The sequence below is a fragment of the Bacillus sp. FSL W8-0223 genome (assembly GCF_038006805.1).
Taxonomy (GTDB): Bacteria; Bacillota; Bacilli; order Bacillales; family DSM-4216; genus Bacillus_O; species Bacillus_O smithii.
On sequence record NZ_JBBOVX010000001.1, the window covers coordinates 887,034 to 901,223 of the forward strand.

Genomic DNA, 14,190 nt, shown 5'->3' on the forward strand with positions numbered 1-14,190 from the left:
CAGAGTTATTTCACATAGCCTTTGTTTTATAAATACATCCGCAGCACAAGGCTTATCCGCTCATCCAATTCGTTGCGTTTGCTCGGTGTTTCCGCCAAGGCGAATATTCCGCATTTCTAAGATATATTCGAATGTTATGGCGGATACGACCGGAGGTTTCAATCGTTTCGTTATATTCATATGATTCTCAAAATGACCCAATATTCCTTTTTTATATTAGTGAATCATTTTTTGACCAGTGTCTGAATTGGTTGCTTAACATTTCGCGTCTATTGATTATTTTGACAAAATCTATTGTGCTACTCATGACTAAGCACGATGCATCATGAAGTGACTCTTTTCCCAAGAATGATTAAATCTCTTTCAACGCCGTCTAATTCCGCGACGTTTGGCAGGTGGGCCCATTTTTCAAATTCAAAATGTGAAAAAAGTTGAAGGCTCGGCTTGTTATGTCCAAATATAAACGCAAGCAAGGTTTTTATTTGAAGTCTTGGGCAAGCATCTATTGCTTTTTGGAGCATATATTTTCCAAGTCCTTTTCCTCTGAAATCCGGGTGAAGATAAATGCTGATTTCTGCTGTCGAGTGATAAGCCGGTCTTCCATAAAACGATTGAAAGCTCAACCATCCGCCTATTTTTCCTTGATGGTCTATTACCCATAAAGGTCTGGAAGAAGGAGAGTGCTCTTTAAACCACTGTGTTTTGCTTTGAACAGAAACAGGTTCTAAATCAGCCGTTACCATTCTGCTTGGAATGGTAGAGTTGTATATCTCTACAATGGCAGGCAAATCGCTGAATTCGGCATCTCTCACGGTAATATCTGATAACATGAACAACACTCCCACATTACGGACAAATTGATTTATTAGGACAATCTTAGTCACTTGTATTTTATGCTAGAGGATGATATACAGAAAATCAATATGAAACTTGAGCGAGTCAAATGAAATCACGATAAACTCTTTCATACATAGTCCGGGAGTTCAGAAAAATTCTAGTTTGAAAGCAGATATTTTTATTCACAAGGACCTTTCATATTGATATTTCAAAAGAACTCACTCTAATATTTCTGCAACGACTCCACAATCATGATTACGATTTTATTAACGTTCCTTGATGGAAAAACATTTGCCATCTTCCATCACGAAATTTCCAAATCGAGCTGCGTAAAGTATCTTGCATTCTTGTATCATCTTTTACACGAAATGTCGTTAATACTACATCTTCTGATAAAGGATTTATCTCAAAATCATAAAGAGTCATTTTCCTTATACTAAGTCCGCCCTCATCGACACAATCCTTTTTATGCCAAATATTCCCTGGATTTCCGGATTCAAAAAAATCGTCAGTTGAACGAATTTCCGGTTTTAACAACATTTGTTCTAATTGACATAAATGCTTTTTTAAAGCGGATTTGTTTTCTATTTTTATCCTCCTTTGGATTGATTATTGCATCTCATTATACTTTGTCCGTAATGGGGGTGAAAAAGAAAAATCAACAAAAAAGAAAAAAAGGCTAGTTGTATAATCAAATGCAACAAGCATAAAAAATGAAAAACCATAGATAAACCACGTATGATTAAGTCGACTAAAACAATATCGATACGGAGGATTTATCTATGGCAATTACTAATTCTACCATAGGAGCTCGGCATTTCAAACACTTAACGGCTTATGACCGTGGGAAAATTGCGGCCTTACACGCTGCTGGTAAGACTCAACAGGAGATTGCAGATTATGTTGGTTGTCACAAAAGCACCATCTCCCGTGAGTTAAGAAGAGGTACAGTGCCACAAAGAAAAAGCAACGGGAAAATTGTTCATGTCTATTTTCCAGACACAGGTCAACTTCTCTATGAGAGAAACAGGAAAGCCTGTGGCCGCAAGCTAAAACTAGACGATGCCATCGAGTTTATTAAGTATGCCGAAACTCAGATCCTTGATAAGAAATGGTCTCCTGATGCGGTATGTGGGAGAGCCAAACGTGATGGGAAATTCAAAGACAAAATGGTTTGCACCAAGACCCTTTATAACTATATTGATCTAGGACTTATAGGCGTTAAAAACATTGACCTACCTATGAAAATTACCCTGAACACCAAGAAAAAACGTAACCGGAAGAATAAGAAGATCTTAGGACGCAGTATCGATGAGCGACCAATTGAAGTCAATGAACGCCAAGAGTTTGGTCACTGGGAAATTGATACGGTTATAGGCAAGAAGACTAAAGATCAGGCCTTATTGACTCTTACTGAGCGCAAAACCCGTAAAGAAATAATTTTGAGAGTGACAGCCAAGGATAGTCTATCCGTTTCAGAAGTCATATCTCAGTTGAAAGTGTCTTATGGTAATCGGTTCTCTAAAGTGTTTAAAACCATTACGGCTGATAACGGTTCTGAATTTGCTGACCTCGGCCTTAGTGTTGAAAAAGATCTAACAGAGGTTTATTTTACACACCCTTACACATCCTGTGAACGAGGAACCAACGAGCGTCATAATGGCCTTATTAGGCGCTTCATACCAAAGGGGAGACCCATTTCCTCTGTGGCAGACGAAACCATTACCTATGTTGAAAATTGGTGTAACCATCTTCCAAGGAAGATCCTCAATTATCGTACACCTGAGGAGTGTTTCCAAATAGAGTTAGCTGGCTTAGCTTCTTAACCTTAAGCCAGCTAACCCAAAGGGTTGGTTTTTAGCAACTTGACAAAGAGCCTCTGCGGGCATGGCTACCAGCCATGAAGCCAGGTATACGGTACTGGCTGGGCCAACCAGGCTACCATGCCCGCCACTCCACGTCAAGTTGCGCAGAGTGTCCCGATTCTACTTAATCATGGGTTATCTGGTCTTTCAATACTTGTTGCATTTAATATTGCAATTTAAGAAAAAGAAAAAAACGAAAAAAATATTTGCAAAATCTTGTCGGATCATGTACAATAATTATTGCTCGACAGCAATTGCGGGTGTAGTTTAGTGGTAAAACCACAGCCTTCCAAGCTGTTGTCGTGGGTTCGATTCCCATCACCCGCTCCATATACATATTGTGATCAACGCAGTATTTTGTTTGTAAGAAACAAAGTATTGCGTTTTTTTGTTATATGGTTAAAATATAGCCGACTCTCTTTTTCGACTGAAAGGTGATCCGTGATGGATTATAATCAATTAAAACAGGACATTATTGCCTATAGCAAACAGATAGGCATCGATAAAATAGGTTTTGCTTCTGCAGAGCCTTTTACCGAATTGAAAAATCGTCTGATCCGTCAGCAGGAGCTTCAATTCCAATCGGGATTTGAGGAGCCTGATATCGATAAACGCACTAATCCCGCCTTGATATTTGACCAGCCACGATCCATTATCGCGATTGCGTTGGCTTATCCATCAAAAATGAAAGAAACGCCAAAAGGAAAAAAGGGGCTTCGACGTGGAACTTTTTGTAAAGCCTCTTGGGGATTGGACTATCATGTGATTTTAAGAAATCGCCTCGAACAATTGGAGGAATTTATCCGTTCCAAAGTTCCAGAAGCCAGGATGAAATCGATGGTCGATACGGGCGAATTATCCGATCGTGCTGTAGCGGAAAGAGCGGGCATCGGTTGGAGCGGGAAAAATTGTTCGATTATCACCCCGGAATTCGGTTCTTACGTTTATTTGGGAGAGATGATTACCAATTTGCCTTTTGAGCCGGATCTGCCGTTGGAAAGCCGCTGCGGTACATGTACAAAATGTTTGGACGCTTGTCCGACAGGGGCGTTGGTTCAAGGAGGACAGTTAAACGCTAAAAAGTGCATCGCTTTTCTTACACAAACAAAGGATTTCCTTCCGGATGAATTTCGAGATAAAATCGGCAACCGCTTATACGGCTGTGATACATGTCAAACCGTCTGCCCTGAAAATAAAGGGATTGATTTTCATTTGCACGAAGAAATGGAGCCGGATCCTGAAACAGCAAAACCATTGCTTGAACCGTTGCTTGACATCAGCAATAAAGAATTTAAAGAGAAATTTGGCATGGTTTCCGGCTCGTGGAGAGGGAAAAAGCCAATCCAGCGGAATGCCATCATTGCCCTTGCCCATTTTAAAGAAGAAACTGCCATTCCTTCTTTAGTGGAAGTTTTGCAAAAAGATGTTCGTCCTGTGATACGGGGGACCGCAGCTTGGGCGATTGGAAAAATAGGCGGCGATCAAGCAAAGTCAGCGCTTTTGGAAGCGAAACAAACGGAAACGGATCCCGATGTTTTGAAAGAAATCGAGAAGGGGCTGCAATATTTTTCTTCCTAATTAGAGATTTTAGTGGATTCTTCCCTGATATCGCCACATAGGCTTTAACGGGGAGGGATTTTTTTATGGAATCACAGCTTCAAAAACTTTTGCAAAATCGATTGAAACAAGTTGTTGAAGATGAGCATAGGAATGTTTCCGATGAAAAATGGGAAAGAAAGCGAAAGCTTTTGGAACGACGAAACGCGAAAATCTTAAAGGCGAAAGGAAAAGGAAACATTATCCATAAAACAGATCGTGAAGTGTTTTACACTCTTCATTTACAATATTTGATTAAACAAAATCGTTTTTTTTATATGGAAGAAGAAATAGAACATCGAAAAGCTATTTTTTTGGAACAAACTGTGATCAAGGACGAAGAAATCATTCCCTCCTGGGAAAGCGAAAGATATTCGATTGAGCCGATGGAAGAATGGGAAGACACAGCAGAGCGGGCGGGATTTGAATATAATCGGCTAAAAGCGGTTCAATATGCGGAAAGATGGTGGAATAGCTATAATCCCGCTTACAAAAAGTTTCATGTCAATTGTACTAATTTTATTTCGCAATGTTTAAAAGCCGGCGGCGCACCGATGAGAGGATATCCGAATCGGGACCAAGGCTGGTGGATGCAAAATGGTTCGTGGAGTTACAGTTGGTCGGTCGCCCATTCGTTTCGAATGTATTTAGGCCGATCCAAGACGGGGCTAAAAGCGAATGAAGTTCGCAATGCCGCTGAATTGCAGCTGGGAGATGTGATTTGCTACGATTTTCAAGGAGATGGACGGTTTGATCATACGACCATTGTCACCGCTAAAGACGACTATGGAATGCCTTTAGTCAATGCTCATACTTCCAATAGCCGCATGAGATATTGGAGCTATGAAGATTCAACGGCTTACACTCCCAACATTCAATATAAGTTTTTTGCCATAAACGATCAAAGTTGACGGGGAATCGTATATGCTATAATAATGGCAGACTTTATTTTAGAGGTGAAAGCATTGTGGCAAATCATGTAGTATTGTATCAACCAGAAATTCCTGCGAATACAGGAAATATTTCCAGAACTTGCGCGGCTACGGACACAACACTCCATTTAATCCGCCCGCTTGGTTTTTCAACGGAAGACAAAATGTTAAAAAGGGCCGGACTTGATTATTGGAAATATGTCAATATCATTTATTATGATTCACTCGATGAATTTTTTGAGAAAAATCCGGATGGAGAATATTATTATATAACGAAATTCGGCGAGCAATATTATAATTCGTTTGATTTTAGCGATACGAGCAAAAATCATTATTTTATCTTTGGAAAAGAAACGACCGGTTTACCGAAAGAATTGCTGGCAGCCAACAAAGAGCGTTGCTTGAGGATTCCTATGAACGATAAAGTAAGAGCTCTTAATTTATCGAATACGGCGGCTATTTTAGTATATGAAGCGTTAAGACAACAGCAATTTCCTCATTTAACATAAGAAACCGGGCATGTCCCTGTTTCTTTTTTCTGTTTTAAATCATTTGAAATTTTTCCGATAAGGGTTATAGTAATACATAAAGCTGGATAAGGTATGCTTCATTTGATTTCGGGAGGAGAATGGGGGATTTGGCTTTTTTTGGTTCGTTATCACAACCAAATGAGAATGGCAAAGATTTCATTCATTCTCCCTTTGTCTCGTGACATTTTGATCGTCCGGTAATCACGAGATTCAACAACAGATTGAAAGAATATGTCCTCTTTGATCGGAAGGATTTTCTTGATTGCGTCGTTTTTTCAAAAACGAAGTCTGAAAGTGATGTAGCTTTTCATGACTGCAGGAGAGAATCATTTAGGAAAAAGTTTCTATTTTATCTTTAGAGAGGGGATGTAGCAGCGTTGAATACCACTATTGAAACGATCTTGGCTCATCGGTCTGTAAGAAAGTTTAAGAAGCAGCCGCTCACTACGGAACAGATCGAAACGATTGTTCGTTGCGCTCAGTCAGCTTCTACTTCCAGTTTCATTCAGGCGTATACGATTATTGGGGTTACGGACACGGAGAAAAAACAAAAGTTGGCGGAACTGTCTGGGAATCAGTCTTATGTAGCGGAAAATGGCCATTTTTTTGTATTTTGCGCCGATCTTTATCGCCATGAGGTTATTGGTGAAATCGAAGGAGGAGACGTCATTCCTTCGCTTGAAAGCACTGAGAAATTTATGGTCAGTTTAATAGACACGGCATTAGCGGCGCAAAACGCTGTGATTGCCGCAGAATCAATGGGCTTAGGCATTTGTTATATCGGCGGACTCCGCAACCGTCTCGAAGAAGTGAAAGCGCTTTTGCAAATTCCTGAAAGGGTGATACCGTTATTTGGATTGGCCGTTGGCTATCCGGATCAGGAAACGGATAAAAAGCCGCGTCTTCCGCTTCATCACGTTTACCAAGAAAATCTTTACAACAGCGATAAAGAAAAGATCCAAAAAGATTTAGAAGAATATAACAGAGTAGTTGCCGACTATTATAAAGAAAGAACGGGAGGGGTTCGAGAAGATACTTGGACGGGCCAAATGTCCAATATGCTTTCCAGAAGAGTCAGAATGTATATGAAAGAATTTGTGGAAAAACAAAAAATGGATTTGCGCTAGGAAAGTTCCCCATTCTGTTGGATGATCATCTTGCCTTTCGGCGCAACTTATATCAGGGTGCCGTATTGATTGTGAAACGGCACCCTTAGTTCAATGATCACCAAAAAATACCGATTAATACGATAGCCACTAGAACATAACCGCCGATTTGACTGATGATAGCAGGATTAAAAACGGGTTTGTCTTGATTTTCCCTCAATACAGCAACCTCTTTTTGAAGTTGCTCCACTTGTTCTGAGAGCTTTTGAACAGTATGGTTCAAATCATCGATGATTTGCTCAAGGTTTTTTTGTTCTTCAGTCATCATATTCCCTCCTTTATTAAAAAAATATTCTGAATAATTATTGGTGAAAAAAGCTGAGCGTACAAACCGCCCAGCCACTTGTTCTGCCACGTTTCTAGTTGTATGTAAGAGATCAAAACTCCATGATTACTTTTTGTTTACCCCTGGCTTGTCATTGTAGCCGGCAGTAAAAATAGCGGTAAGAAACGAGAGGATAACCACCATAATAAGCAGAAATTTCATAAAATTATAACTCCTCCTTTATTAACGTTCTGACGATTTATCGATATTATATCGTAAAGAATTGGAAAAGTGAATGCGCTTAAAAAATAAGAGAGAGAAATTCGGCAGAGAGACGGGAAACATCATTTGAAACGACAACGATTTTGTGTTTTGGGCATGTTTAAATATCCGACGGCATAGATTATATTAATCGTTCTCTCAATAAGGACAGGGGGATGTTTATATTGGATATTTTAAAAAAGGTTGAGCAGTATCGGGAGAAAGAAGAAAAGCTAAGATGGGAAGGCACATTTGCTGAGTATTTAGAGATTGTGAAGGAAAAGCCGTGGGTCGCTCAGTCAGCCCATTCAAGAGTGTATAACATGATAAAAGATGCGGGGTTTGAAGAGGTTGGGGGAAGAAAGAGATATAAATTTTTCAGCAATGAATTATTTGGACTGGAGGAAGCGCTGGAAAGATTAGTGGAAGAATATTTTCATCCGGCGGCGAAAAGGCTTGATGTCCGGAAACGGATATTGTTGTTGATGGGGCCGGTCAGCGGGGGGAAATCGACGCTTGTCACAATGTTGAAAAGGGGTTTGGAAGCCTATTCCCGTACTGAAAGAGGCGCGATTTACGCGATTAAAGGATGCCCCATGCATGAAGATCCTCTACACCTTATTCCTCAACATCTTAGAGAAGATTTTTATAAGGAATACGGAATTCGGATTGAGGGGAACCTATCTCCTCTGAATATGATGAGATTGGAAGAAGAATACGGTGGAAGAATAGAAGATGTGTTGGTAGAAAGAATCTTTTTTTCAGAAGACAAACGCGTCGGAATCGGCACATTCAGCCCGTCAGATCCGAAATCTCAAGATATCGCCGATTTGACAGGAAGTATTGATTTCTCGACGATAGCCGAATATGGCTCAGAGTCTGATCCCCGAGCTTATCGGTTTGACGGCGAACTGAATAAAGCAAACCGTGGTCTGATGGAATTTCAAGAAATGTTGAAATGCGATGAAAAGTTTTTATGGCATTTGCTTTCTTTGACGCAAGAAGGCAACTTTAAAGCAGGACGTTTCGCTTTGATTTCGGCAGATGAATTAATAGTGGCACATACGAATGAAACCGAATATCGTTCTTTTATTTCCAATAAGAAAAATGAGGCGCTGCATTCACGGATTATCGTCATGCCGATTCCATACAATCTAAAAGTGTCCGAAGAAGAAAAGATCTATGAAAAAATGATCCGCGAAAGCGATGTCGCCGATGTCCATATAGCCCCGCATACGTTAAAAGTCGCAGCGATGTTTACGATTTTAACTCGATTGAAAGAACCGAAAAGGGGAGATATTGATTTAATCAAAAAAATGCGTCTATATGATGGAGAGAATGTAGAAGGCTTTAATGCGGCAGATGTAGACGAATTAAAGAAAGAATATCAAGATGAAGGAATGAGCGGAATTGACCCGCGTTATGTCATTAACCGGATTTCATCCACCATCATTCGGAAAGAAGTGCCATCTATTAATGCGCTTGACGTGCTGCGGTCTTTAAAGGAAGGATTAGATCAGCATCCTTCCATCACGAACGAATTACGGGAAAAATATTTGAATTTTATCTCTTTAGCCCGTAAAGAATATGATGAAATCGCCAAGAAAGAAGTGCAAAAAGCTTTTGTTTACTCATATGAAGAATCCGCTAAAACCTTGATGGATAATTATTTGGATAATGTAGAAGCGTATTGCAATAAAACGAAACTCCGTGATCCGCTTACAGGAGAAGAAATTAATCCGGATGAAAAATTAATGCGCTCTATTGAAGAACAGATCGGCATTTCTGAAAATGCGAAAAAAGCATTTCGAGAAGAAATTCTGATCCGCATTTCGGCTTATGCAAGAAAAGGTAAACGGTTTGATTACAATTCACATGATCGCTTGCGTGAAGCCATTCAAAAGAAATTATTTTCTGATTTAAAGGATGTTGTGAAAATTACAACTTCCACCAAGACGCCGGATGAGCAGCAGCTCAAGAAAATTAACGAAGTGGTTGCAAGGCTGATAGACGACTACGGTTATAATTCAACTTCAGCCAATGAACTTCTGCGCTATGTAGGCAGCTTGCTAAACCGTTAAACATTTGCGGTTAAATTGGTTATGAGCCTCAATATTTTTTGAAAAAGAATAAAAGATCTGGCCGGACCTTTCAAAGATTTGGAAGGTCCGGCTTTTTTAATGAAGGGAGTAAAGAGCTGTCTTTCTTTAGGAAAAAGGGTTTTCAAATGTACAAAAGCCCGGCTTATTTAAATCGCTGCTACTCCCTCCAAAGAGGTTGTCAGAAAATATTGTGCAAATAGAAAGATAACTGTCTATACCATAGATTTATTTTCTCAATATGATACGTATAGACCAAAACAGAAGGAGATGTATTTATGAAAATATTGCTTGCTACGTACTGGGCCGTTCCGCACGTAGGGGGAGTATGGGGCTATATGAAGCAGCTTAAAGAAAAGCTTGTGTCTTTAGGACATGAAGTGGATTTGCTAGGTTACAGTGAGAATAATGAGTATGTTTACATTGTGAATGAAGATCGAAGGTTAGAAAAGGATAAGGTGCTTCCTTTGCTTAACGCAAAACTAAACGAACAAGTTTATCCGGCTATTCATATCAATCCATTGATAAAATATACGGAATTTCAACGTTACTTTTTTGAATTAGCTGCTGCCTATTTAGGTTTGGACAAATATGATGTGATCCATACACAAGATGTCATTTCCACTGCAAGTATTCAGAGGGTGAGACCTAAAGGACCTGCATTAGTCGCTACCCTGCATGGTTGTGTGGCTCATGAGATTAGACACCAATTAACCACCATTCATAAATCACCGACTTCTCACATGGCTCGGGCATATTTTGATGAGCTCGAACGTACTGGAGCGTCATCTGCTGAATTTACGATCGTAGCCAATAATTGGTTAAAGAATATTTTAACGAATGAGTTTCTTGTTCCTGATGAACAAATCAAAGTATACCACTATGGATACGATGTAGAGAATTTTATAAAACGAATGAAGGAGAAATCTCCTGTAAAACGTCCGGATGACAAAAAAGTGATCATTTTTACAGGGCGGCTTGTGGAACTGAAAGGGGTTCACCATCTCATATCCGCTCTTGGCCAATTGAAAGAAAGTCGAAATGATTGGGTTTGTTGGATTGTGGGAGACGGAGACAAGAAAGCAGAGTTACGAGTCCAAACTAAAGCCTTAGGTTTAGAAGAAGACGTATTGTTTTTTGGAAGTCGAGATGATATTCCTGCTTTATTGGCTAATTCAGATATTTATGTTCTTCCAAGCCTCTTGGAAAACCAACCTTTATCAGTAGTCGAAGCTCAAATTGCCGGAATGCCTGTGATTGTTAGTGATGCAGGGGGATTGCCGGAAATAGTGGAGCATCAAGTGACAGGATTGATATCACCTGCGGGAGACAGTGAAGCTTTATACCAAAATTTAAATTTATTACTAGACGACGAAAAGTTAAGGAAAACTTTAGGGAATAATGCCAGCAAATGGGGAAGGAACCATTGGGCTTTAGATAAAGGGGTTAGCAACGTACTGGATGTTTACCATAGCGCTATATCTAAATTGAGAAAGGACGAAGAGAATGTCTCGGCTAATAGACTTCATTAAACGTTCTTTGCTCACCTTGCTTCCTAAGGAACTTCAGTCGTTTCTTCCAAAGGAATTTCAGGCATGGCTTCAAAGGACTGAGGACAGTACGGAAGAGAAATCAATGGTAGGTTCTTTGCCGCAAGAGTCTGCATCGCCTAGCCCCGTCGCAAAGGATGCCATCCCAAAAATGAGCGGAGAATCTTATAACTCTTTATTTTCAACTCCGCTTCCAACTCCGAAAATATTTGTGGATCATCGGATTAGGGAACTCATTAAACATTCTTTGCCGGAGAACTATGTGCTTCCTAACCCAGTGACAAAAAAAATTTTTGAGCCGATGAGCGGAGATTTTTACAATTCATTGTTTTCGACTTCGTTGTCCACTCCGGAAGTGTTTGTGGATGATCGTATTTGGAAGCACATTAAACATTCATTGCCGGAAAACTATATACTCCCTAACCCAGTGACAAAAGAAATTTTTGGAACAATGAGCGGAGATTTTTACAATTCATTGTTTTCGACTCCGTTGTCCACTCCAGATGTGTTTGTGGACGATCGAGTTTGGAAGCACATTAAATATTCATTGCCGGAAAACTATGTGCTTCCCAACCCGGTGACAAAAGAAATGTTTGAACCGATGAGAGCAGATTCTTATAACTCATTGTTTTCGACTTTGTTTTCCACACCGAACATGTTTGTGGATGATCGTGTTTGGAAGCACATTAAACATTCATTGCCGGAAAACTATGTACTGCCTAATCCAGTGATAAAAGAAATGTTTAAACCGATGAGCGGGGATTTTTATAATTCATTGTTTTCGACTCCGTTGTCGACTCCTGAAGTCTTTGTGGATCACGAAGTTTGGGAATCAATAAAAGCTTCTCTACCCCCGGACTATGTGATCCCTAACCCTGTGATGAGGGACGTCCATTAAATCCATTCGTACTAGTTCTTCATTGGGCTGCTTAAAAAACTTAGGTGAGAAGAGTTTCCAAAAGGATCTTTTCAAGTACGGATTTATATCACCAAAAAAGCCCCGCCTCACTTTTATCGTGAGAGCGGGACTTTTTGTATGAAGAATCATCAGTCCCTCGAATGGTAGGAAACTTTTATTGGAGCCAAAAATAAAAATAAGTCTGTTATTGCGCAAGGGTTGGATTGCTTCCGGAGATTTCGTAGTCTGTTTGGTTTTTCGTGATCGTAATCATACTGTTTGTATTTAGAAGATCGTCAAGTTCACTTTCTTTTTCAATGACGAATTGAGTTTTGCTATAAAGGTCTCCTTTGAAAATGGTAAATAATAAAATTCCGTTTAGAAAAGAGTTTATATCATTTCCATAGGTAATGACCTCTGTTTCACCGGGATCAAGTATAAAGGAAACGGTCCCATATTGGTTTAATGGTTCATCTCCTTCACGAATAAAGAGAGTAATCTGCAAAGTAGCCGGGCTATCATTCACAAATGTCTTTGTACCTGCCATAAATTTATTACCCTCCTTTTTTCCATCATCTTATTCTCACAACAAGGATTTGCAAGGGTAGATATAATAGTTGGATTGATCATTTCAATTCAAGTTGATAGAGGTAGTAGATAATGGCAGGCCAAGCCGTTTAACTAACACAAAAAAGAGAATACTATGGAGAAAAATTCTACTACTGTTTGACTTTGAGAATCTATTGATTTTAAGAGATAGGATCGATACCTTAAGGTAAATCCAATCGGGAAACGGCTATAGAGTTTGCCGATCAGTCCTTATAGAGGGTGTGATCCATTGCAGATAATAGAGATGAAATAAGACTTATGCTAGATTATAAATTTCTCCATTTAGACAATTCTGTAATGTCTTTAGCAGCAAAACGGTTTTCTAAAAAGTCTTTCCTCCATCGCTATCCTTCTTTTTTTTCGATTCCATCCAATTTGTTTGATGGGACTCGTTTTACGCTTTGTATCCCTTTCTTATTCCAAACTATTTTTCTGTACATTAGGCATACTCCTTGTACCACTTTCTTTAAAGCTTCATACGATGATAAAAAAGTTATAAGGAGCATAAATCATGAAGGCTGTTGTAACTGGTGGGGCCGGTTTTATCGGTTCTCATCTTGTTGAAGAACTGCTTCTTCAAGGTGCGAAGGTGCATGTATTGGACAACTTAGTATCTGGACAATTGAAAAATGTACATCCGCTTGCCGTCATGCATATCGAAGATATACGCAGTCAAGGGGCCAAACAAATTATTAAGAGAGAAAAACCGGATGTCGTATTCCATTTGGCAGCTCAGGCAGATGTAGGACAGTCGATTCGTGAACCAAAATATGATGCTGACATGAATATCAATGGAACCATCAATATATTAGAAGCTTGTCGTGAAGCCTCTGTGAAAAAAATCATCTTTGCCTCTACCTCAGGGGTTTACGGTAATTTACAAAAAGATTTGATTTCAGAAAAGGACTTGACAATGCCTATTTCTTACTATGGTTTATCGAAATTGACAGCCGAGTCATATATCCGCTTATTTCATCAGCTTTATGGACTATCCTACACCATTCTCCGTTTTGGCAACGTATATGGCCCTAGGCAATCGGCAAAAGGAGAAGGAGGAGTCATTGCGATCTTTTTAGACAGAATCAAAAAAGGAATGCCTTTAATGATACACGGTGACGGAGAACAAACGCGAGATTTTGTTTATGTAAAAGATGTCGTTCGTGCAAATATCGCTGCTGTGGAGAAAGGGGATCAGGAAACGATTCAAGTCAGCACCGGAAGAAGCGTATCCGTCAATCACTTAGTGAAAATGCTGACGCAAATTTACGGATCCCCAATTGAGACGATCTATACACATGCAAGAACAGGCGATATTAAACATAGCTGTCTCGATAATAAAAAAGCGCGTCAATTGTTGCAATGGAATCCTCAGGTTGATATTTTCAACGGATTAACAGAAACTTATACCTTTTCATGAAAATCGTCAGTCAAACACTTTTGAAAGATAAAACATTTTTTGTTTTGCTATAAAAGTTTGCACATAATGTTCATACAAAATAGGATGATGGACGACCATTAGAAATGATTTTTTATAAAATCTCGTATTCCTCCCTGTTGCGGATTAGTCGAATATGGAAAATTT

13 protein-coding genes and 1 tRNA gene are annotated in these 14,190 nt (G+C 39.5%); 10 read left to right on the top strand and 4 right to left on the bottom strand.

The window, feature by feature from the left end:
* Positions 1-323: 323 nt before the first annotated feature.
* Together NST81_RS04515 and NST81_RS04520 are read right to left on the bottom strand one after the other, a co-directional pair.
* Positions 324-830, bottom strand: a complete 507-nt coding sequence (locus NST81_RS04515; protein ID WP_048622766.1) for a GNAT family N-acetyltransferase — start codon at positions 828-830, stop codon at positions 324-326.
* Positions 831-1,092: 262 nt separating this feature from the next.
* Positions 1,093-1,425 carry a nuclear transport factor 2 family protein gene (locus tag NST81_RS04520; protein WP_048622767.1) on the bottom strand — a complete coding sequence of 111 codons (333 nt, stop codon included), beginning with the start codon at positions 1,423-1,425 and terminating at the stop codon, positions 1,093-1,095.
* A 194-nt stretch (positions 1,426-1,619) separates the two neighbouring features.
* On the opposite strand from NST81_RS04520, the gene NST81_RS04525 reads away from it, so the two are divergent.
* The 6 genes from NST81_RS04525 (at position 1,620) to nfsA (ending at position 6,887) form a co-directional block, all read left to right on the top strand.
* The gene (locus NST81_RS04525; protein ID WP_048622401.1) at positions 1,620-2,663 is read left to right on the top strand and encodes an IS30 family transposase; all 1,044 of its coding nucleotides are present in this window, start codon (positions 1,620-1,622) and stop codon (positions 2,661-2,663) included.
* Between the two features lie 295 nt (positions 2,664-2,958).
* A tRNA-Gly gene (locus NST81_RS04530) sits at positions 2,959-3,032 on the top strand.
* Between the two features lie 114 nt (positions 3,033-3,146).
* Positions 3,147-4,280 (top strand): tRNA epoxyqueuosine(34) reductase QueG, encoded by a 1,134-nt coding sequence (gene queG, locus NST81_RS04535; protein WP_270584023.1) that lies wholly within the window; start codon positions 3,147-3,149, stop codon positions 4,278-4,280.
* A 65-nt stretch (positions 4,281-4,345) separates the two neighbouring features.
* The gene (locus NST81_RS04540; RefSeq protein ID WP_341028599.1) at positions 4,346-5,209 is read left to right on the top strand and encodes an amidase domain-containing protein; all 864 of its coding nucleotides are present in this window, start codon (positions 4,346-4,348) and stop codon (positions 5,207-5,209) included.
* 56 nt (positions 5,210-5,265) lie between these two features.
* Positions 5,266-5,739: a tRNA (uridine(34)/cytosine(34)/5-carboxymethylaminomethyluridine(34)-2'-O)-methyltransferase TrmL gene (trmL, locus tag NST81_RS04545; RefSeq protein ID WP_003353261.1), complete on the top strand. Its 474-nt coding sequence runs from the start codon at positions 5,266-5,268 to the stop codon at positions 5,737-5,739.
* 398 nt (positions 5,740-6,137) lie between these two features.
* The gene (gene nfsA / locus NST81_RS04550) at positions 6,138-6,887 is read left to right on the top strand and encodes an oxygen-insensitive NADPH nitroreductase (RefSeq protein ID WP_061778549.1); all 750 of its coding nucleotides are present in this window, start codon (positions 6,138-6,140) and stop codon (positions 6,885-6,887) included.
* 97 nt (positions 6,888-6,984) lie between these two features.
* Here nfsA and NST81_RS04555 read toward each other — a convergent pair whose 3' ends face one another.
* A complete protein-coding gene (locus NST81_RS04555; protein ID WP_048622772.1) occupies positions 6,985-7,191 on the bottom strand; it encodes a hypothetical protein in 207 nt (68 codons plus the stop codon).
* Positions 7,192-7,637: 446 nt separating this feature from the next.
* Here NST81_RS04555 and NST81_RS04560 point away from each other — a divergent pair, with 446 nt between their 5' ends.
* The 3 genes from NST81_RS04560 to NST81_RS04570 all read left to right on the top strand — a co-directional run bounded on the left by NST81_RS04560 (position 7,638) and on the right by NST81_RS04570 (position 11,999).
* Entirely contained in the window at positions 7,638-9,533 is a 1,896-nt protein-coding gene (locus NST81_RS04560; RefSeq protein ID WP_048622773.1) for a PrkA family serine protein kinase, read from the top strand.
* A 296-nt stretch (positions 9,534-9,829) separates the two neighbouring features.
* Positions 9,830-11,083: a glycosyltransferase family 4 protein gene (locus NST81_RS04565; protein ID WP_048622774.1), complete on the top strand. Its 1,254-nt coding sequence runs from the start codon at positions 9,830-9,832 to the stop codon at positions 11,081-11,083.
* Complete coding sequence (locus NST81_RS04570; protein ID WP_048622775.1) at positions 11,058-11,999, top strand: hypothetical protein; 942 nt, start codon at positions 11,058-11,060, stop codon at positions 11,997-11,999. The genes NST81_RS04565 and NST81_RS04570 overlap by 26 nt, the downstream gene beginning before the upstream one ends.
* A 205-nt stretch (positions 12,000-12,204) precedes the next feature.
* Here NST81_RS04570 and NST81_RS04575 read toward each other — a convergent pair whose 3' ends face one another.
* A complete protein-coding gene (locus NST81_RS04575) occupies positions 12,205-12,546 on the bottom strand; it encodes a hypothetical protein (protein WP_048622776.1) in 342 nt (113 codons plus the stop codon).
* A 573-nt stretch (positions 12,547-13,119) separates the two neighbouring features.
* Here NST81_RS04575 and NST81_RS04580 point away from each other — a divergent pair.
* Positions 13,120-14,025: an NAD-dependent epimerase/dehydratase family protein gene (locus NST81_RS04580; RefSeq protein WP_048622777.1), complete on the top strand. Its 906-nt coding sequence runs from the start codon at positions 13,120-13,122 to the stop codon at positions 14,023-14,025.
* Positions 14,026-14,190 lie beyond the last annotated feature (165 nt).

Bases quoted from the DNA above. Each gene is read 5' to 3' on its own strand.
- NST81_RS04515 (WP_048622766.1), bottom strand. From the start codon at position 830: ATGTTATCAGATATTACCGTGAGAGATGCCGAATTCAGCGATTTGCCT.
- NST81_RS04525 (WP_048622401.1), top strand. From the start codon at position 1,620: ATGGCAATTACTAATTCTACCATAGGAGCTCGGCATTTCAAACACTTA.
- queG (WP_270584023.1), top strand. From the start codon at position 3,147: ATGGATTATAATCAATTAAAACAGGACATTATTGCCTATAGCAAACAG.
- NST81_RS04540 (WP_341028599.1), top strand. From the start codon at position 4,346: ATGGAATCACAGCTTCAAAAACTTTTGCAAAATCGATTGAAACAAGTT.
- NST81_RS04555 (WP_048622772.1), bottom strand. From the start codon at position 7,191: ATGACTGAAGAACAAAAAAACCTTGAGCAAATCATCGATGATTTGAAC.
- NST81_RS04565 (WP_048622774.1), top strand. From the start codon at position 9,830: ATGAAAATATTGCTTGCTACGTACTGGGCCGTTCCGCACGTAGGGGGA.
- NST81_RS04570 (WP_048622775.1), top strand. From the start codon at position 11,058: ATGTCTCGGCTAATAGACTTCATTAAACGTTCTTTGCTCACCTTGCTT.
- NST81_RS04575 (WP_048622776.1), bottom strand. From the start codon at position 12,546: ATGGCAGGTACAAAGACATTTGTGAATGATAGCCCGGCTACTTTGCAG.
- NST81_RS04580 (WP_048622777.1), top strand. From the start codon at position 13,120: ATGAAGGCTGTTGTAACTGGTGGGGCCGGTTTTATCGGTTCTCATCTT.